Source organism: Microbacterium sp. Beta, from assembly GCF_005502545.1.
GTDB lineage: Bacteria > Actinomycetota > Actinomycetes > Actinomycetales > Microbacteriaceae > Microbacterium > Microbacterium oxydans.
In genome coordinates this window covers 74,571-94,422 of record NZ_SCOG01000007.1, presented here as the reverse complement: position 1 = coordinate 94,422, position 19,852 = coordinate 74,571, and the positions used below count along the sequence as shown (strand labels likewise).

The 19,852-nt window shown below is 69.0% G+C and carries 16 protein-coding genes and 1 riboswitch; of the genes, 5 read left to right on the top strand and 11 right to left on the bottom strand.

Translation table 11 applies throughout. The annotated features are described in order from the left end of the window. The first annotated feature begins 18 nt into the window (after positions 1-18). Together FFS56_RS09295 and FFS56_RS09290 are read left to right on the top strand one after the other, a co-directional pair. A complete protein-coding gene (locus FFS56_RS09295; protein ID WP_046747501.1) occupies positions 19-744 on the top strand; it encodes an aminoglycoside 3'-phosphotransferase in 726 nt (241 codons plus the stop codon). Next, a complete protein-coding gene (locus tag FFS56_RS09290) occupies positions 741-1,085 on the top strand; it encodes a CHY zinc finger protein (protein WP_233437338.1) in 345 nt (114 codons plus the stop codon). The genes FFS56_RS09295 and FFS56_RS09290 overlap by 4 nt, the downstream gene beginning before the upstream one ends. Here the strand turns inward: FFS56_RS09290 and FFS56_RS09285 are convergent. The 3 genes from FFS56_RS09285 to FFS56_RS09275 all read right to left on the bottom strand — a co-directional run bounded on the left by FFS56_RS09285 (position 1,082) and on the right by FFS56_RS09275 (position 3,968). After that, entirely contained in the window at positions 1,082-1,861 is a 780-nt protein-coding gene (locus FFS56_RS09285) for an energy-coupling factor transporter transmembrane component T (RefSeq protein ID WP_046747500.1), read from the bottom strand. The two genes, FFS56_RS09290 and FFS56_RS09285, sit on opposite strands and share 4 nt — an antisense overlap. Continuing rightward, entirely contained in the window at positions 1,858-3,303 is a 1,446-nt protein-coding gene (locus tag FFS56_RS09280) for an ABC transporter ATP-binding protein (protein ID WP_082108603.1), read from the bottom strand. Before FFS56_RS09280 ends, FFS56_RS09285 begins: the two co-directional genes overlap by 4 nt. Positions 3,304-3,311: 8 nt before the next feature. Next, a complete protein-coding gene (locus tag FFS56_RS09275) occupies positions 3,312-3,968 on the bottom strand; it encodes an ECF transporter S component (protein WP_046747499.1) in 657 nt (218 codons plus the stop codon). Next, a riboswitch (TPP riboswitch) is annotated at positions 3,961-4,070 on the bottom strand. (Overlaps the previous gene by 8 nt.) Positions 4,071-4,151: 81 nt before the next feature. On the opposite strand from FFS56_RS09275, the gene FFS56_RS09270 reads away from it, so the two are divergent. Then, positions 4,152-5,828 carry a D-alanyl-D-alanine carboxypeptidase gene (locus FFS56_RS09270; RefSeq protein ID WP_127012726.1) on the top strand — a complete coding sequence of 559 codons (1,677 nt, stop codon included), beginning with the start codon at positions 4,152-4,154 and terminating at the stop codon, positions 5,826-5,828. Positions 5,829-5,907: 79 nt separating this feature from the next. On the opposite strand, the gene FFS56_RS09265 is transcribed toward FFS56_RS09270, so the two are convergent. The 3 genes from FFS56_RS09265 to FFS56_RS09255 all read right to left on the bottom strand — a co-directional run bounded on the left by FFS56_RS09265 (position 5,908) and on the right by FFS56_RS09255 (position 11,208). Beyond that, positions 5,908-8,169: an ABC transporter ATP-binding protein gene (locus FFS56_RS09265; protein ID WP_052748672.1), complete on the bottom strand. Its 2,262-nt coding sequence runs from the start codon at positions 8,167-8,169 to the stop codon at positions 5,908-5,910. Next, complete coding sequence (locus FFS56_RS09260; protein ID WP_058631687.1) at positions 8,166-9,893, bottom strand: ABC transporter ATP-binding protein; 1,728 nt, start codon at positions 9,891-9,893, stop codon at positions 8,166-8,168. The genes FFS56_RS09265 and FFS56_RS09260 overlap by 4 nt, the downstream gene beginning before the upstream one ends. A gap of 253 nt (positions 9,894-10,146) precedes the next feature. Continuing rightward, entirely contained in the window at positions 10,147-11,208 is a 1,062-nt protein-coding gene (locus FFS56_RS09255; protein ID WP_046747497.1) for an enoyl-CoA hydratase/isomerase family protein, read from the bottom strand. 113 nt (positions 11,209-11,321) lie between these two features. Here FFS56_RS09255 and FFS56_RS20670 point away from each other — a divergent pair, with 113 nt between their 5' ends. Further along, a complete protein-coding gene (locus FFS56_RS20670) occupies positions 11,322-13,463 on the top strand; it encodes an ATP-binding cassette domain-containing protein (RefSeq protein ID WP_137772108.1) in 2,142 nt (713 codons plus the stop codon). 103 nt (positions 13,464-13,566) lie between these two features. On the opposite strand, the gene FFS56_RS09245 is transcribed toward FFS56_RS20670, so the two are convergent. Beyond that, on the bottom strand, positions 13,567-14,016 hold the full coding sequence (locus FFS56_RS09245) for a hypothetical protein (RefSeq protein ID WP_046747664.1): 450 nt from the start codon (positions 14,014-14,016) through the stop codon (positions 13,567-13,569). A 133-nt stretch (positions 14,017-14,149) separates the two neighbouring features. Here FFS56_RS09245 and FFS56_RS09240 point away from each other — a divergent pair, with 133 nt between their 5' ends. After that, positions 14,150-15,649, top strand: a complete 1,500-nt coding sequence (locus FFS56_RS09240) for an HNH endonuclease signature motif containing protein (RefSeq protein ID WP_127012727.1) — start codon at positions 14,150-14,152, stop codon at positions 15,647-15,649. A 90-nt stretch (positions 15,650-15,739) separates the two neighbouring features. On the opposite strand, the gene FFS56_RS09235 is transcribed toward FFS56_RS09240, so the two are convergent. From FFS56_RS09235 to hemC, 4 genes are read right to left on the bottom strand one after another with little or no spacing between them, the layout of a single operon-like run. Then, positions 15,740-17,062 carry a glutamate-1-semialdehyde 2,1-aminomutase gene (locus FFS56_RS09235; protein ID WP_127012728.1) on the bottom strand — a complete coding sequence of 441 codons (1,323 nt, stop codon included), beginning with the start codon at positions 17,060-17,062 and terminating at the stop codon, positions 15,740-15,742. Positions 17,063-17,084: 22 nt separating this feature from the next. After that, positions 17,085-18,062 carry a porphobilinogen synthase gene (gene hemB, locus FFS56_RS09230; protein ID WP_127012729.1) on the bottom strand — a complete coding sequence of 326 codons (978 nt, stop codon included), beginning with the start codon at positions 18,060-18,062 and terminating at the stop codon, positions 17,085-17,087. Beyond that, positions 18,059-18,856 (bottom strand): uroporphyrinogen-III synthase, encoded by a 798-nt coding sequence (locus FFS56_RS09225; protein WP_046747493.1) that lies wholly within the window; start codon positions 18,854-18,856, stop codon positions 18,059-18,061. The genes hemB and FFS56_RS09225 overlap by 4 nt, the downstream gene beginning before the upstream one ends. Next, positions 18,853-19,848, bottom strand: a complete 996-nt coding sequence (gene hemC / locus FFS56_RS09220; RefSeq protein WP_058631692.1) for a hydroxymethylbilane synthase — start codon at positions 19,846-19,848, stop codon at positions 18,853-18,855. The genes FFS56_RS09225 and hemC overlap by 4 nt, the downstream gene beginning before the upstream one ends. Positions 19,849-19,852 lie beyond the last annotated feature (4 nt).

Here is a 19,852-nt window from a genome sequence, read left to right as displayed (position 1 = left end):
GTCGGGCAGGATGGACGGATGAGCATTCCCTCCGCTTACCTCGACGTGCCGATGAAGGTTCGCGAGCTCGCGCGCGGTGCCGCGCTCGAGCCGGTCTGGCTCAACGGGATCGGCGGGCTGACCTTCCGCACCGACGACGGGCGGTACATCAAGTGGGGTCCGCTCGACGACGAGGCGAACATGCGCGACGAAGCCGAGCGCATGAGGTGGGCACGAACGTGGATCCCCGTACCGGAGGTGATCGAGCAGGGCCAGGACGACACACACGAGTGGCTCGTCACGGTCGCGATCGATGCCCGCAGCGCCGTCGACCCCCGCTGGGCCGACCAGCCGGAGACCGCGGTGCGAGCGGTCGGGGTCGGCCTGCGGATGCTGCACGATGCCCTGCCGGTGGCCGAGTGCCCCTGGGAGTGGAGCACGCAGTGGCGGATCGCCAACGCCGCCGATCGCGGCACGGTCGTGCCAGAGGATCTGCTCCAGGAACCGTCGATCGACCGGTTGGTGGTGTGCCACGGCGACGCCTGCATGCCGAACACGCTTCTCGACGCGGAAGGCCGGCCGGCCGCCTTCGTGGATCTCGCCGCTCTCGGTGTCGCCGACCGCTGGGCCGACATCGCCGTGGCCTCGATGAGCACGATGTGGAACTTCGGCGAAGGCTGGGAGGACACACTGATCGAGGCCTACGGCGTCGACCCCGATCACGAGCGCCTCGAGTACTACCGTCGACTCTGGAACGAGACGTGAGTATCGTGCCCGATGATCGGCCGCGTGTGCTCGGTCCGGTCGTCGACGACATGACCCGGTGCGTGCACTATCAAGGCCCGACCGACATCATCGCGATCCGCTTCGCCTGCTGCGGCGAGTACTACCCGTGCCACCGCTGCCACGAGGAGACCGTGAAGCATGCGACGCAGCAATGGGCGGCCCATGAGCGCGACAGACGGGCGATCCTCTGCGGTGCGTGCGGGCATGAGCTCACGATCGCCGAGTACTTCGCGGCGACGGCATGTCCACGATGTTCGGCGCTGTTCAACGAGCGGTGCGCACTGCACCGTGAGCACTACTTCCAGCTCGACCGGAGCTAGCTCCAGACGAAACGGAACGTCCCGACGAGCACGGCGGCGGCGAGCGCGAGTGCCATGATCGCGATTCCGCCGATCACCGCCACCGCATCACGCGGGTGCAACCGGGAGGGACGCGACCAGGTGCGCGGAATGCCGGAGCCGAAGCCCCTGGCCTCCATCGCGAGCGCCAGCTTCGAGCCGCGCCGCACCGCGAACACGAGCAGCACGAACGCCATCGAGAAGAACCGTCGCAGCACACCCCGGTCGCCCACGCCGCGCGCGCGACGGGCCAGGCTCATGGTGCGCCAGTCATCGAGGAAGAGCCCCAGCATGCGCGTTCCCGCGAGGATGCCGAGCACGAAGCGGCTCGGGAGCTTGGCCACCTGCGCCAACGCGTCGGCGAGCTCGGTCGGGTCGGTGCCGCCGAACAGCAGGATCGTGGGGAGTCCGAGCGCGATCACTCGCAGACTCACCGCGATCGCGAGCGTGATGGAGTCGTCGCTGATCGTCGCGAAGCCGAACGTCCAGTAGATGCGCCCTGCCGGTTCCGCATACAGCAGCATGCTCACACCGGCGATCGGGGCGAAGATCACGACCGGCAGCAGGCGCTTCAGCACCGTCGACAGACGCAGCCCCGTCAACGGTAGGCAGAGCAGCTGCAGGACGATCGCTGCCAGCGCGCTCGTGATGTCGATGGAGGCGAACAGCGGCACGGACAGCAGCAGGGCGAGCAGCAGCTTCGTCACCGGGTTCACACCGTCGAGCCAGACCGGGCGCACGGTCTCGGTCGCCGTCACGACGACGACCCCAACTCGATGCGATGACCGCCCAGGTGTCGGATCACCGCGTCGTCGTGCGTGACCGCGATGATCGACCGGCCACGCGCGATCTCCTCCTGCAGCAGGGCGACGAGCGAGATCCACCCGCGGCGGTCCTGTCCGAACGTCGGCTCGTCGAGCACGATGACCTCCGGCGCCCCGGCCAGCACGGTGGCGACCGACAGCCGCCGCTTCTGCCCTCCGGAGAGCGTGAACGGGTTGGCGAGGGCGAGCGGGGCGAGGCCCAGGCGTTCGAGAAGACCGTCAACGACCGTATCCGTCTTCGCCTGATCCCAGCCGAGCGCCCGTGGCCCGACCGCGAGCTCATCGCGAAGGGTCTGGGCCAGGAACTGGTGCTCCGGCTCCTGGAACACCATCCCGATGCGGGTGAGCAGCTCGCGCGAGGTCCAGCGGATGGGGCGCGTGCCCTTGCGCCCCGCCAGCTCCGGTGCCGACCGCACCTCTCCCGCCTGCTCCGGGATGAGCCCGGCGAGCGTGAGGGCGAGCGTCGACTTGCCGGCGCCGTTCGGCCCGGTGATCACCGTCGCGTTCGCCCGCGGCACGCGCAGGTCGAGCCCGCGCTGCACCGGCGCTCCATGCTCCCGTCCGATCGTCAGGTCGGACGCGGTGAGCGCGTCCGGTGCCGACACCTGCTCCAGCACGGGCAGGTCGATCCCCCGGTCGGGCACCCACACCCCGGCGTCCGCCAGCACGTCGCCGTATGCCGCGAACACCTGGGCCGGTTCCCCGTCGGCGAGCAGTCCGCCGTCGGCCGCGAGCACGATCACGCGCGTCATCAGATCGACCCAGATCGGTGTGCGGTGCTCGACGACGATCAGCGTCGCACCGGTGGAGGCGACGGCATGTTCGACGCTCGCCCGCACCTCGCGCACACCCTCGGGGTCGAGGTTCGCCGTCGGCTCGTCGAGCAGCAGCAGCCCTGGGCGCATCGCGAGCACACCGGCGAGCACCAGTCGCTGCTTCTGTCCGCCCGACAGGGCCTTCGTGGGGCGTTGCAGCGGCACATCGAGCCCGACGGCATCCAGCGCCTCCGCGACGCGACCGGGGATCTCGGATGCGGGCACACCGAGGTTCTCGCACCCGAACGCCACGTCGTCGCCGACCTTCGACAGCACGATCCCCGCATCGGGGTCCTGCAGGACGAGGCCCACCTGACCGTGCCGGGATTCGGGGGCGGCACCGTCGATGTGCAGCGACCCGGTTCGCACCCCTTCGTCGTCGCCGCCGAGGACCCCGGCCAGGCCCGCGAGCAGCGTCGACTTCCCGGCACCGGAGGCGCCGAGCAGCAGCACCCGCTCACCCGGTTCGATCGTGAACGAGACGTCCTCGACGGCGGGGAGCTTCCGACCGGCGTACCGCCAGCCCCAGCCCGCAGCCTGCACGCGGGCCGGGGCGGCGATGGTCACGGTCAGACCTCGCGCACGTGCTCTCGCCCGACGGCGAAGCGGTTCAGTGCACCGGTGACCGCCAACGCGCGCACCAGCAGCCAACCGACGACACCCGCCAGGATCGCCCCGGAGACGACAACGCTGACCAGGTAGATCGTGTTGAACTCGACGGACTTCAGGATGTTGGGCGAGCTGCCGTAGAACAGCTCGAACACCCAGGCAGCCACCGCTGCACCGACACCGGCGAGCGCGGCGACCGCGATCCCGAAGCGCCGGTAGAAGAACAGGGCGAAGATGATCTCCGCGCCGAGTCCCTGCACGATGCCGGACAGCACGGTCGAGACGCCCCACACGTTGCCGATCAGCATCGACACGATCGCTGCGACGAGCTCGACGACCAGCGCCGCACCGGGCTTGCGGATGACGAGGCCGCCGACGACGCCGCCCAGCAGCCAGATGCCGACGGCGATACCGCCCAGTCCCGGCGTCAGAGCATCGGCCGCACCGAACCAGGCGTAGCCGATCGTGTTCCATCCCCAGAACACGAGGCCGATCGCGACGCCGAGGACGGCGGCAACGACGATGTCGACGACGCGCCAGCGCCAGATCGATGTGCGGTGCGGATCCTGTGCGGCGGCGGATGCCTGCTGCGTGGATGCGGACGTGGGCGTACTCATCTGAACTCCTCCCTGCGCTGGCATGACCCAGATCAGGTTCGACGGTCGAAGCGCGATTCGCTCCCTCTCAGCCCGGCTCGCCGGACTCCCGTGGTTGTGCTGACGATCTTACCGTCGGCGACACCCCCGTGGCGACAGGGCCCGGCGCCGCGGAACACGCGCGGGATTGGGTACCGTAAACGAGTGACCGCATCAGATCCCGCCGACGAGGCGACGGGCGTCGTCGGCGACGACGGCCCTGCCCCCGCCGACACCGCCGACACCGCGACAGGCGGATCGGTGCTGACGGCCGAGCAGACGTCGCCTGGAGCGGATGCTCCGGGGACGGTCGTAGACCCGGAGCCCGTCGTAGACCCGGAGCCCGTCGTTCCACCGGAGGCCGTGAGCGCCCCGGAACCGGCCACCCCCGCGCTGACGAAGCCGCCGTTCATCCCTCGCGACCGCACGGTCCCGGATCCTTCCGGCGAACTCACCGCGTCGGAGACAGCCGCGCCCCAGTGGGCCGACGACACCACGACGGCCACCGCTCTCACCTGGGTGGACGCCGCGACCGTCGCCGAGCACACCGCCACGGCCACTCTCGACGACACCTCGGAGGCCGAGCGATCGAGCGGTCTGCTGCGCGGTGCGCGTCTTCGCCCCGCCATCGCCCGCCCGGGTGTCCTGGTCCCGCTGGCCACGCTCGCCGGTCTCGTCGCCGTCTACGCCGGCACCACACTGCTCTGGCCCCTCCACGAGGTGCCGCCGACGGTGCAGTCGGTCGAGTTCGCGACGACTCCCGCCGCTGCCGCCGCCGTGACCTGGCCGACCGAGGGTGCGGGTGCCGTCGGCATCGCGGGCATGACGACGGCGGCTTCGGTGCCCGACGCCGTGAGCATCGCGAGCATCACCAAGGTCGTCAGCAGTCTGATGGTGCTCGACCGCATGCCGCTCGCTGTCGGGGAGCAAGGACCCGAGTTCTCGTTCACCCGCGCCGACAGCGTGAAGTACTGGGACTACCGGCGCAGTGACCAATCCGCCCTCGACGTGCCCATCGGCGGAGTGCTCACGGAGTACCAGCTGTTGCAGGGGACGCTCATGGGTTCCGCGAACAACTACATCGATCGGCTCGCGACCGAGATCTGGGGCTCCGAGCGCGAGTTCGCGAGGGCTGCAGAGGTGTGGTTGCGCGAACGTGGCCTGACCGGAATCACCGTGGTGACCCCCTCCGGCTTCGACGAGCGCAACGTGGCCACGCCCGAGGCCCTGGTGGCGCTCGGCGAGCGTGCGATGCAGAACCCGGTCTTCGCCGAGATCGTCGGCACCAAGTCCGTCGACCTCCCGGGTGCGGGCACCGTCGTGAACACGAACGGCATGCTCGACGATCCCGGTGTCGTCGGCATCAAGACCGGCACCCTGGTCGGCTGGAACCTTCTCACCGCGAAGGACCTCGTGATCGGTGACACCACGGTGCACCTGTTCGCCGCGGCGCTGAATCAAGCCGGAGACGACGAGCGACTCGCTCTCACGCGTTCCCTGTTCGCCGAGGCGGAATCCGCACTGGAGGCGCAGGCGCCGGCCGTCGCGAAGGACACCGTGGTCGGCAGCGTCACGACTCCGTGGGGCGAGCAGGTCGACGTCATCACCGAATCCGACGCCGATGTGGTGCTCTGGAACAGCGCGACCGCGACCGCCGCGACCGCCTTCGACCTCGGCGAAGAACGCGAACAGGGTGACACGGTGGGCACGCTGACCACGGCAGGACCGGTCAACACCACGACGACTCCGCTGGTGCTGGCCGCGGATGTCGAGGGGCCGAGTCCCTGGTGGCGTCTGACCCACCCGCTCGAGCTGCTCGGGATCAGAGCCGACCAGCCCTGACGCACTCCCCGGCGATCGCCTACGACGACGCCCCACCCCGCGTGAGCGGCGGTGGGGCGTCGTGCGTTGATGCCGTAGGTCAGGAGCGGTGATCGGAGCCGTCAGCGCCGTCTTCCAGCAGGGCCTGCGCCGCGGCCGTCTCGGCTGCCGGCACCTGTGCGCCGACGGACGCGCCGGCCACAGCGGCTGCAGCCTCCGCGCGCGCAGCATCGGTGTCGCCCGCTTCGCCGGTGACGACGACCGGCGTCGTTCCCGTGAGCGCGTCTTCGGCGTCGATGTCGGTCGCGGCCTGCTCGAACTGCGACTGGTACAGACGCCAATAGGCGCCCTGCGCGGCGATGAGCTCGTCGTGCGTACCCTTCTCCACGATGTCGCCGTGCTCCATCACCAGGATGAGGTCGGCATCGCGGATGGTCGACAGTCGGTGCGCGATCACGAACGACGTGCGCCCCTCTCGGAGCGCGGCCATCGCGTGCTGCAGCAGCAGTTCGGTGCGGGTGTCGACCGCCGACGTGGCCTCATCGAGGATGAGGATCGACGGCTGTGCGACGAACGCCCGCGCGATGGTGATGAGCTGACGCTCACCGGCCGACACGTTCGCTGCATCCTCGTCGAGCACCGTGTCGTATCCCTCGGGGAGGGCGTGCACGAAGCGGTCGACGTAGGTGGCCCTGGCTGCGGCGAGGACCTCTTCATCGGTCGCGGTCGAGCGACCGTAGCGGATGTTCTCGCGGATGCTGCCGGCGAACAGCCACGGGTCCTGGAGCACCATGCCGGTGCGCGAACGCAGCTCGTCGCGGGTCACCTCGGCGATGTCCTGCCCGTCGAGCATGATCCGTCCACCGCTGAGCTCGTAGAAGCGCATGATCAGGTTGACCAGCGTCGTCTTGCCCGCACCGGTCGGACCGACGATCGCGACGGTCTGACCCGGCTCCACCCGGAACGACAGATCACGGATGAGCGGACGATCCGGCGTGTACGAGAACGCGACGTTCTCGAACTCGATGACGCCCTTGCCCTCCACGAGCTCGGGAGCATCGGCGTCGTCGGCCTCCTGCTCCTCGGCGTCGAGCAGTTCGAACACACGCTCGGCGGAGGCGGTGCCGGACTGCACGACAGCGGCCATTCCGCCCAGCTCGGACAGCGGCTGCGTGAACTGCTGCGAGTACTGGATGAACGCCTGCACGTCACCGAGGCGGAGCTGACCGTTGGCGACCATCAGACCACCGAGCACCGCGATGCCCACGTAGCTGAGGTTCCCGACGAACATCATCGCCGGCATGATGATGCCGGAGAGGAACTGCGCCTTGAAGCTCGCCTGGAACAGCTCTTCGTTCTCGTCCTGGAACTTGTCCAGTGCGTCCTTCTCGCGACCGAAGACCTTCACCAGCGCGTGGCCAGAGAACGCCTCCTCGACACGGGCGTTGAGCCGGCCGACCTTGCGCCACTGCGTGCCGAAGGCCTTCTGCGACCGCGGTCCGATGATGCCGAAGATCACGCCCATGAGAGGCAGCGTGATGAGGGCCACGAGGGCGAGCTGCCATGAGATCGAGAACATCATCACGAGCACGCCGATCACGGTGAGCACCGAGGTGAGTGCGCCCGAGAGCGACTGCTGCATCGTCTGCGTGATGTTGTCGATGTCGTTCGTGACGCGCGAGATCAGCTCGCCGCGCTGCACCTTGTCGAAGTACGCCAGGGGCAGGCGGTTGATCTTCGCCTCGACCGATTCGCGCAGTCGCCACATGGTGCGCACCATGATCACGTTGATGACGTAACCCTGGATCCAGGTGAGGAAGGCGGCGGCCACGTAGATGCCGAGCACGGCGGCGATGACGAGCCGCAGCGCGTCGAAGTCGATGCCCTGGCCGACCGTGAAGTCTCCCAGCGCGCCGACCTGGTTCGCGAAGTCGTCCTGTCCGCCTGCCCGCAGCGCGTCGACCACCACGTCCTGCGACGTGCCGGCGGGGAAGCCGGGGAAGCCGTCGGTGGGCTGACCGAGCTGGATGGAGATGAAGCCCTTGTAGACGAGGTTGGTCGCCTCGGCGAGCACCTTGGGCGCTGCGACAGTCAGGACCACGCCGATCGCGCCGAGGATCGACACGAAGACGAACCAGATGGCCGAGGGCTTCAGCAGCCCGATCATGCGCGCGAAGCTGGGGCCGAAGTTGTCGGCCTTGCCCGGTGCGACGCTGTCCCAGTCGCCGGAGTTCTGACGCGCCTGCTCGGCGAGCTCGGCCTCGTACTTCTCCTCGGCGGTCAGCTCGACCTCGGCGACGGACGAAGCCGCCTTGCCGCGGCCCCGCTTGGCCTTGCGCTGGTCGTCGTTCTGCGCGCTCATGCGTCCACCCCCAGCTGCGATTCGACGATCTCTCGGTAGGTGTCGCTCGTCTCGAGCAGCTCCTCGTGCGTGCCGACGCCCACCATGGTGCCGCCGTCGAGCACGACGATGCGGTCGGCGTCCGTGATGGTGGAGATGCGCTGGGCGACCACGATCTTCGTGACGTGCGGGAGTTCCCGCCACAGCGCTTGGCGGAGCCGCGCGTCTGTCGTCAGGTCGAGGGCGGAGAACGAGTCGTCGAAGACGAGGATCTTCGGCTGGTGCACGATCGCGCGGGCGATCGCGAGCCGCTGACGCTGACCGCCGGAGACATTCGTGCCGCCCTGGGCGATGCGGGAGTCGAGACCGTCCGGCATCTCCTCCACGAAGTCACGACCCTGTGCGATGTCGAGCGCGTGCCACAGCTCTTCGTCGGTGGCCTCTTCACGGCCGTAGCGCAGGTTGGACGCGACGGTGCCGGTGAAGAGGAACGGACGCTGCGGCACCAGGCCGATGCTGTCCCAGAGCGACTCGACGTCGGCCTCGCGCACATCGGTGCCCCCGACGTGCACGGATCCGCCCGAGACGTCGAAGAGACGAGGGATGAGGGAGATCAGCGTCGTCTTTCCCGAACCGGTCGAGCCGACGATCGCGACCGTCTCGCCCGGCTGCGCGGCGAAGCTGATCCCGGTGAGAACCGGCGAGTCGGCTCCGGGGTAGGTGAACTCGACGTCGTCGAGCGCCACGGATCCGGGGACCGGGAACTCGGTGACGCCGTTCTCCGGACGCACGAGGGTGGACTCGGAGTCGAGCACCTCGCCGATGCGCTCGGCCGAGACTGCGGCGCGCGGGATCATCATCGCCATGAAGCTCGCCATGATGACGCCGCCCATGATCTGACCGATGTACTGCATGAAGGCGAACAGCGTGCCGACCTGCACCGTGCCGTTGTTCACCTCGATGCCGCCGAACCAGATGACCGAGACGACCGTGACGTTGAGGATGAGCATGAACAGCGGGAACAGCAGCACGAAGAGCGAGCCGACCTTGCGGCCCACGACCATGATGTCGGTGTTCGCCCCGCGGAAGCGCTCCTCCTCGATGCGCTCGCGCACGAAGGCACGCACCACGCGGACGCCCGTGAGCTGCTCGCGCATGATGCGGTTGACGTTGTCGAGCTTGCCCTGGTAACTGCGGAACAGCGGCACCATGCGGCCGATGACGAGGGCAGCCAGGATGAGCAGCAGCGGCACCGAGACGGCGATCAGCCAGCTGAGTCCGACGTTGGTCTGGACCGCGAAGAAGATGCCGCCGATCGCGAGCAGCGGTGCCGTGACGAGCATGGTCGCGCCCATCATGGCCAGCATCTGCACCTGCTGCACATCGTTCGTGTTGCGGGTGATGAGCGAACCGGCACCGAACTGCGACACCTCACGCTCGGAGAAGCCGCTGACCTTGCCGAAGACGTCGGCGCGGATGTCGCGCCCGGCACCCATCGCTGCACGCGCGGCGAAGTAGGTCGCGGTGACCGAGGCGATGATCTGCCCCAGCGAGACCGCGAGCATGAACAGACCGGTGCTCCAGATGTAGCCGGTGTCGCCCCGGGCGACGCCCTTGTCGATGATGTCGGCGTTCAGGCGCGGGAGGTAGAGGGTGGCTGCCACGCTCGCGAGCTGGAACACCAGCACGGCGAGCAACAGCCATCGGTATCGGGAGAGATAACGGAGGAGGATTTTTCCCAGCACAGGCGGACTTTCTAGGAAGGATGAAACGGCGGATTTCTCGGCAGACGGATGCCGACCGACAATCGGCCACAAGACAGAGTGCCACGATCCGCGGACATTCGTATCCCCCTCATGGTGGACCTTCGCTCACAGCGAACCGCTTCCCGCCCCGATCTGCGGTTTCTGCACGCGGGCGAACAAGTGCGGCTGATTGCAGCGCACTGCGGAACCGCGACCCGCCCTGACCCCGAGGGCCCTTTCTGACCCCGAGGGCTCAGAACAACGTGGGCTGCGGGACGTAGTCGCGCGCGGGGGCGCCGGCGTCGGGCGCGAGCTCGGCGAGCGTGGGCGGGTTCCACTTCGGATCGCGGTCCTTGTCGACGATCTGCGCTCTGATGCCCTCGACGAGGTCGGGATGCTCGTTCACGAACCACATCACGCGACGGTACTCGCCCTCCAGCGCCGCGCGGAGCCCCGGCAGGTCGCGCGCCTCGCGGACGGCGTCGAGCGTCACGGTGAGCCCGGTGGGCGCGAGGTCTTCGAGCAGGTCAGCGGTCGCCGCCGCCTCCGTCGTCCCCTGAGCCTTCAATCGTTCGACGATCTCGCTCACGGTGGGGGCGGAGAAGGCCTCATCGATCCACGCGCGCGCGTGCGGGAGCTGCGAGGGCTCCGGGGTCTCGTCGAACAGCAGCACGATCTCGCTGGGACCGGTCGGGTCGGCACGGAAGGCGAGGGCCTCGCGCAATGCGTCCAGACGGTCGGATGGCACGAAGTGATCCGCGAAGCCGAGGTAGACGGCATCAGCGCCGCTCATGGTGGATCCGGTGAGACCGAAGTACTCGCCCAGGCGCCCAGGAGCGCGGCCGAGCAGCCAGGTTCCCCCGACGTCGGGAGTGAATCCGATACGGGTCTCCGGCATGGCGAGCTTGGAGCGTTCCGTGACGATGCGGATCGCGGCGTGGCCGGCCAGCCCGATGCCACCACCCATCGTGATGCCGTCGGCCAATGCCACCACGGGCTTGGGATACTCGGCGATCATGGCGTTCAAGGCGTACTCCGCACGGAAGAACTCCGCCGTCTGGTCAGCCTGACCCGCGACGATCTGCCCATGCAGAGCGCGCACGTCTCCTCCCGCGCACATGCCGCGCTCGCCTGCCCCGTCGAGCAGCACGATCTGCACGTCGGTGTCGTCACGCCAGGCGTTCAGGACCGCGGTGAGGCTCTCGATCATGTCGACGTCGAGCGCGTTGATCGCCTCCGGACGGTTGAGGGTGAGTCGTCCGAGCGCGCCTTCGGTGCGGACGAGGATGCGGTCTGCAGCGTGGGATTCGGTCACGCTCGCCAGGCTACCCCTTCCGGGAAGGGCTGTATTCCGCGCGAAATGCGGGATCCGACAGGCTTTTCCGGCAGGATAGGGAGGAACTGTTCAAATGCGACGAGAGGTCACGGATGCCTGAAGGACAGGTGCTCGAGTTCACGCACGTGACGAAGCGCTTCAATGAGGTGACCGCCGTCTCGGACTTCTCCGCGCGCGTGGAGCCCGGTGCCGTGACCGCCTTCCTCGGCCCGAACGGTGCCGGCAAGACCACCACGCTGCGGATCCTCCTCGGCCAGGTGCGCGCCACCTCAGGCACGGCGACCATCGGCGGTACGGCCTACGCCGAGCTGCGGCAGCCGTTGCGCACCATCGGATCCGTGCTCGAGGAGACGGTCTACCGCCCTCGACGCACCGCCGAGCGTCAGCTGACCATCGCTGCCAAGGCGAACGGCATCCCCCTGGCCCGCGTCGGCGAAGTGCTCTCCCTGGTCGGCCTCGAGGGTGAAGGCGGCTCCCGCATCGGGGGCTTCTCCCTCGGCATGCGTCAGCGGCTCAGCGTCGCCCACGCCCTGCTGGGCGATCCCGGCGCGCTCGTGTTCGACGAACCGGCCAACGGGCTCGACCCCGAGGGGATCCGCTGGATGCGACTCCTGATGCGTCGCCTCGCGGACGAAGGGCGCACGGTCCTCGTGTCGTCGCACGTCCTCAGCGAAGTCGAGCAGGTCGCCGACAACGTGCTCGTGCTCTCGAAGGGCACGCTCGTGCTCTCCAGCGGGATCGAGACGCTCGCCGACCCCAAGGGCGGATCCGTCATCGTGGACGCCGCGGACCGCAGCGCGCTGACGACCGCACTGCAGGAGGCCGGCTTCGACATCGAGGTGCTGCGTTCGGGCCTCACGGTGCGCGGCGGAGACGCCGGCACGGTGGGAGCGGTCGCCGCCGACGCGGGCATCGCCCTGAGCACCCTCGTCCAGCGAGGGCCGACACTCGAAGACGTCTTCATCGACCTGATGCGCGGTGGCCGGTTCGCCCCGAGCGTCTCGGCGACGCCACCGCAGCTCGCTGCGACGGCCCCCGAAGACACCGCAGCGGAGGTCACCGCGGCGGAGGACATCGCTTCCGAAGACATCGCTTCCGAAGACATCGCTTCCGAAGACACCGCTTCCGAAGACACCGCAGCGGAGGCCACCGCGGCGGAGACCTCCGTGGCCGGGCCGGCTCCGGCCGACTCCGTGGTCGCGATCCCGGTGGCGGCCGCTGCCGCCTGGGCGGCTGAGGCCGCAGCCGCCCCTGCGGGCGAGGCCCCTGTCGACGACCTCGCCGCATCCGTGGACACGGGCGACCGCTCCGAGCACACGTCGGACGAATCGGACGTGCCTTCGTCCGACGCCTCGGCTTCGACGGACGAAGCTCCTGCCGCCGAACTCGACGCGGAGCATGCGCAGGCCGAGCAGGCACCCTTCGAGGAGTCTCCGGAACGATCGTTCGATGAGATCCTGTTCGGCTCCGCCGCACCGGCCGATGCAGCAGGCGATCAGGCAGCGGATCCAGCGAGCGGAGACGAGCACCACAGCGGTGTCGAGGTCTTCGCCGATCTTCACGACGCACCCGAATCGACGCACACCGACGAGTCCGACGACCAGCTCGGCGCAGGCCCAACGGAGGACAACACTCTCGCGTCCACCTCTGACGAATCCGACTCCGACTCCGACTCCGACTCCGACTCCTCCTACGATGTCGCTGCTGTCACCGCCGACGACGAGGATCCGCGCTCCGCGGCGGTGAGCTCCATGCTCGCGGCGGCTGCGCGCGCCTACTACGAGGACGAACCCAGGGATTACCCGCTGAGCGCCGAGAACCAGACGGCCGAGGAGCAGCACGGCGAGGGCGGCGTCTCCGACGAGGGCGCGCACTGGACCGTCGCATCCACCGGTGTCATCGACACGGTGCCGCTGGCCGCATCGACGGATTCCGGAGAGGAGGGCGACACCGCCGCATCCGAAGCCGAGGAGCCGGGCGCTGAGGAGTCCCCCACGGTGGAGGCCCCCACGGAGGAGTCCCCAACCGAGGAGTCGCCCACCGAGGAGTCCCTGCCCGACGGGTTCGGCGCTGACGAACACGGCACCGAGCAGTCCGGAACCGCCGACGCCGATGCCGGCGAGCAGAGCGAGCCTGACGACGGGCACCGTCACGACGAACACCGTCACGACGAACACCGTCACGACGAACACCGTCACGACGAGCACGGTCACGACGAACACGGTCGCAACTGAGCGACTCGGCTGACGACGAACGTCCTCCGGCCTCTCGGCCCGGAGGGCGTTCCGCATTCAGAGGCGGGTCGACCGTGGATTCATAAGCCTGAGCCGCCTCGCGTCAGGCAGGCCGAGGACGGATGACCGGACGACGGCGTCCCTTCGAGACCGGCACAGGCGCGGTCGCCACGATCTCCTCGACGTTGGCGGGCTCATCCGACACGTCGAGTCGCAGAGCCTGCGTGAGCGCGAGCCCGTGGCTCGTGGTGAGGATCAGGCGGCGGTACTGCTCGTCGCCCTCGAGATCGATCACGACGCTCGGACGACGGCGACGGATCAGCACGAAGTCGAGGCTGCCCGCGGCCTTCCAGCTGCCGGCAGCGAGGACGCCGGGGATGTGCGTGCCGGGGTTCGGCACGCCACGGAGCCAGGTCCAGGCATCTTCGGTCAGCTGCACCTTGGCGATGGTGTCGCGCGCGATCCGGAGGTTGTCACGGTGGAAGGTGGCGGCACGTTCGATCGGCGAGAGCACGACCTCCAGTTGCGTCTGGTCCAGCAGCAACGTCACCATGTCCCCCAGTCTGCCAGCGTGGCCCTGCCAGTTGTCTGGAAGTTGCTCACAGGAACGCAACGATCCCTTGTCGATCAGCACCAGTCATCCACATCCCCTTCCGCTATTCGAACATATGTACTATACTCGACTCATGGCTCCCTCCACAAACGACGTCGATCAGCGCGAGACGCTGCTCGACGCGTGGGTGGAGAAGCGCCGACGCATCGCGATACTCGAGGCAGAAGCGTCTGCGCTGCTCGCCGATCGTCTGCGGCTGCAGGAAGAAGATGTCCACGAGCAGCCGCAGCACCGCGAGGCGATCCACCGCTCGATGATCGCCGAGTACTCGGCGGCCGGTCGCGTGTCGAAGGGCAGCATCGAGTACGCCTTCACAGACGCCCTCTTCCTCGAGGCCGAGCACCCGGTCGTCAGAGACGCGTTCCGACGCGGCGCGATCAGTGCGGCACACGTTCGAGAGATCGTGCGCGAGGGCGCCATCGTGCGGCAGGCCGTTCGCGATGGTCGAGCCGCCACCGAGGCGCTCACCCTGTACGACACTGCCGCACTCGTCGTCGCGGAGCAGGATTCTCCCGCACGCACCCGCGCGATGGTGCGCCGCGTCGCGTCGTCCCTCGCCTGCGAGACCGTGGTCGAGCGCCATCGGCGGGCATACGGGGAGCGGTCAGTCACGCTGCGGTCGCTCGACGACGGCCTCGCGCTGCTGCAGGTCGTGCTGCCGGAGCATCTCGCCCACGCGATCCTCGACCGACTGACCCGGCTCGCACAGCACGTCATCGCCACGCGAGGCGACCATCCCTCTTCGGGCGATGACACACCGGCGCTGTCCTCGGACGACCTCGACTCAGGCGCCGATCGGGTCTTTCTGCAGGAGCTGCGAGCCGACGACTCCCGTCGCGAAGACCCTGTGCTCAACAGCCACCCGTACGACAGCGAGCCCCCCTGCGGACCGGACACCGGCGACGCACGCGTCGACGCCCACGTCATCTTCGGCGACGGAGACACCTTCACGACGGATCCGTCACTCGGTGTCCCATCCGCCCCGACCGATGAGCGAGGCATCGATGCGGTCCGCACCGACCTGCTCAGCGACCTGCTCCTGACCACGGATCCCTCTGCCGCGGCGGGCACAGGTCTGGAGGGCATCCACGCCCGCATCCAGGTCACGATCGCTGCCGAGACGCTGGCCGGAATCGACGAACGGCCTGCCGAGCTCGACGGCATCGGTGCACTGCACCCCGACATCGCCCGCGACCTCGCCGGACGCAACGGCGGCTGGTCCCGCCTCTTCCTCGACCGCGCCGGCATCGTGACGGCCACAGCCGCCTACGCCCCGACGGCGGCGATGCGGCGGCACCTCCAGGCCAGAGACCAGCACTGTCGATTCCCCGGGTGCCGCACACCCGTCCACCGGTGTCAGATCGACCACAATCACGACCATGCGAAGGGCGGAGCGACGTCGATCGACAACCTGAGCCACTTCTGCGTCGGGCACCACGCGCTGAAGCATCCCGACATCGCCGAGAAGCACCGATGGCGCGCGAGACAGACCCCCGGCGGCGACATCGAGTGGACCAGCCCGCTCGGCCGGTGCTACACCGACGCATCACCGCGCCGCGTCATGTTCGTCTGACCGCGGTCCCGAACGAGCCCTCGCGGACGCGCGGTCACGGACGCGCGGTCCTGGACGCGCCCTCACGAACGCACAGTCACCAACGCGCGGTTATGGACGAGCAGCTGCGGCCGCAGCGGCTGCGGCAGGAAGAGCAGCTTCGATCTGCTGCAGCTCGTCCTCACCGTGGGCCGCGGTCAGGAACCACGCCTCGAAGACGCTCGGGGGAAGCGCCACCCCCTGCTCACGCAGCGAGTGGAAGAACGGCGCGTAGCGGAACGACTCCTGAGCCTGAGCTTCGGCGTAGTCCCTCGGCGCCGACGCCCGGAACGAGGCGTTGAACAGGTTGCCCGCGGTGGCCACCGCGTGCGTCACGCCGGCGTCCGTGAGGGCCGCGTCGAGGGCGGTAGAGACTCGAAGAGATGCGGCGTCCACCGTCGCGTAGACCTCCGGTGTCGCGAGCCGCAGCGTCGCGAGACCCGCTGCTACCGAGAGCGGATTCCCCGAGAGAGTGCCCGCCTGGTAGACCGGCCCGAGGGGAGCGAGCAGATCCATGACATCGGCTCGACCACCGAGCGCGGCCAGGGGCATGCCTCCACCGACAACCTTGCCGAACGTGAAGATGTCCGGCAGGTAGTCCTCGCCCGCAGCGGCCTGCAGACCCCAGAACCCTGCCGGGTGCACCCGGAATCCGGTGAGCACCTCATCGAGGATCATCAACGCTCCGTGGGCGTGGGCGGTCTCCGCGATCAGACGGTTGAAACCGGGCAGCGGGGCCACGACGCCCATGTTCGCGGCCGAGGCTTCGACGATGACCGCGGCGATGCGCTGGCGATGCTCCGCGAACACCGCAGCCAGCGCCTCGGGATCGTTGTACCCGATCACGAGCGTCTGCGCCGCGATCGGTGCCGGGACACCTGCCGACCCCGGAAGCGCGAGCGTCGCGACGCCGGAACCTGCTTCGGCGAGAAGGCCATCCGAATGCCCGTGATAGTGACCGGCGAACTTCACCAACAGGTCGCGACCCGTGGCGCCCCGCGCAAGGCGGATGGCCGTCATGGTCGCCTCAGTACCCGTGGAGACCAGACGCACGCGCTCGACAGGACGGATCTCGCCGAACCGCACACGGTCGGCGATCAACGCGGCGAGCTCGACCTCGCCCTCCGTCGGAGCGCCGAACGACAGGCCACGGGCTGCGGCCTCCTGCACCGCGGCGACGATCTCCGGGTGCGCGTGCCCCAGCAGCGCAGGGCCCCACGACGCGACGAGGTCGACATACTCGCGGCCGGCGGCATCCGTGACCTTCGCCCCCTTCGCCGAAGCGAGGAACCGCGGCGTCCCGCCCACCGAACCGTAAGCACGCACCGGGGAGTTGACCCCACCGGGGATGACCGCGCGGGCAGCGGAGAACAGGTCGTCATTACGGTCGTTCATGAAAGGAGTGCTCCTCGGTGAATCAGTCGCGCAGCCAGCCGGCCGCTTCGGTGGCCCAGTAGGTGAGCACCGCATCCGCACCGGCGCGGCGGATGGAGAGAAGGGACTCGAGAACGGCTGCTCGACGATCGATCCACCCGTTCGCACCGGCGGCCTCGATCATCGCGTACTCGCCGGAGACCTGATATGCCCACACCGGAATGCTCACGGTGTGGCGCACCTCGCGGAGCACGTCGAGGAAGGCCATCGCCGGCTTCACCATGACGATGTCCGCACCCTCGGCCTCGTCCACCACTGCCTCGCGCACGCCCTCGCGACGGTTTCCCGGATCGAGCTGGTACGTGCGGCGGTCGCCCTTCAGCTGAGAGTCCACTGCCTCCCGGAAAGGTCCGTAGAACGCGCTCGCGTACTTCGCCGCATAGGCCAGCAGGAGCGTGTCCGTGAAGCCCTCACTGTCGAGTGCCTTGCGGATCACAGCGACCTGGCCGTCCATCATGCCGGACAGCCCGAGCAGCTGCGACCCCGCGCGCGCCTGGGAGAGAGCCATCGCGGTATACCGTTCGAGCGTCGCATCGTTGTCGACGGAGCCGTCGGCCGCGAGCACGCCGCAGTGTCCGTGGTCGGTGAACTCATCGAGACACAGATCGGTCTGCACGACGAGCGCGTCGCCGACCTCTGCCGCCAGCGCTTCGGTTGCGACGTTGAGGATCCCATGCGGATCATCGGCACCCGAGCCGAGGGCGTCGCGCACCTCGGGGACGCCGAACAGCATCACGCCGCCGACCCCCGCCTCCGCAGCCTCGACCGCGGCCGCACGCAGCGAATCGAGAGAATGCTGAGCGACACCGGGCATCGACCCGATCTGCACGGGCTCCTTGATGCCCTCTCGCACGAACAGCGGGAGGACGAGCTGCCCCGGCAGCAGCGAGGTCTCGCGCACCAGATCGCGCACTGCACGAGACTGCCGCAGTCGTCTCAGTCGCACGTCGGGGAAGCTCACGGCGCGAACTCGTCGGCCGCGTGCGGAAGGGTGAAGTGCGAGACGGCCTCGATCAGGGCGTCGATCGTCTGACGGTCGGCAACCACCGACACGGGAAGCCCGGCGCGCTGCGCGTCTTTCGCGGTGCGGGGGCCGATAGCCGCGAGCAGGGTGTCGTCGGGGATCTCCGGGAACTGCTCGCGCACCTGCTCGGCGACCGAACCGCTCGTGATGAGGATCGCGTTGATCCGACCGTTCTCCACATCGCGGCGGATCCGCTCCGTGACCGGGACGCCGACCGTGCGATACGCCACGACACCGTGCACATCATGGCCCGCTTCGGAGAGCAGCCGGCTGAGCACGGGCTTCGCGATCTCGCTGCGCAGCGCGAGGATGCGGCGCGGCTCCTTCTCGAGGGCGATGAGCTGCTGTGCCATCCCCTCTGCGGAGTTGTCCTGCTCCGGGACCAGCGTGACCTCGTAGCCGACCGCCTGCAGAGCCGCCGCGGTCGTCTCGCCGACAGCGGCGATCTTGGTCGAACGCGGCACGACCGCCCTGTGGGCGAAGAGCACGTCGACGGTGGTGGCGCTCGTGACCGTCAGCCAGTCGAACTCCCCGGCGGCCAGCTGCGCCAACGCAGAGTCGAGCGTCGCCTGGTCGGTCGTCGGCGCGAAGTTGATGAGCGGGGCGACGACGGGGACCGCGCCCAGCGCGCGCAGGCTCGCGGCGACGCTGTCGCCCCACGGCCCGCCACGGGGCACGAGGATGCGCCAGCCGTCCAGCGGTCGGTCCTGCTTGATTTCGGAAGTGGTCATGAGGATTGCTCTCGGGATACGAGGCCGGCCGCCCCTTGATCGAGCAGCCGACGGGCAACAGTGAACCCGAGCTCGCGCGCTGCGTGCATCGGGTCTGCACCATCGGCAGCATCCGCTCCATTGCCACTGCCGTTCCGACGAATATACTCCCCGTTCAGGTCTTCCGTGACGTCGAGGCCGATCCGGCGACCCCCGTCAGCGGCGTACACGACGGTCCTGACGCGGATCGAGGAGCCGTCGACGACGGCGTGAGCGGCCATCGGTGCCTGGCACCCGGCATCCAGGCCCTGCAGGATCGCGCGCTCGACGGTGATGGCCAGACGCGTGTCGGTGTCGTCGAGACCGGCGAGGGCCGTGAGCAGCTCCTGCGGGGCGTCCGCCCGGGTCTCGACCGCGAGCGAACCCTGTCCCGGCGCGGTGGGCCATTCTGCGAGACCGAGCTCTTCGCGTCGGAGCGGCGACTTCGCGTCGAGCCTCGAGAGACCGGCTGCCGCGAGGATCACCGCGTCCAGCTCACCGGAGACGACTCTGGCGAGCCGGGAATCGACGTTCCCGCGGATGTCGACGACCTCGGCGCCGGGTGCTCGCCGGTGGACCTGGGCGATGCGTCGCGGTGAGCCGGTGCCGACGGTGCTTCCCGAGCGGAGTTCGTGCAACGCGGTGCCGTCACGGGTCAGGACCACGTCACGCGGGTCTTCGCGCTTCGGGGTCGCCGCGATCACGAGCCCTTCAGGGATGGCGGTGGGGAGATCCTTCAGCGAATGCACCAGGAAGTCGCACTCCCCCGCGAACAACGCCTCGCGAAGACGCGTCGCGAAGATGCCCTGCCCGCCGATCTCGGAGAGCGACGCGCGGTTGGTGTCGCCTTCGCTGGTGATCGGGACGAGTTCGACCCGGCGCCCCGACAGCTTCTCGAGAGCCGCGGCGACATGACCCGACTGCGCCTGCGCGAGCGCGCTTCGACGGGTACCGAGACGGATGGGAGTGCTCATGCGC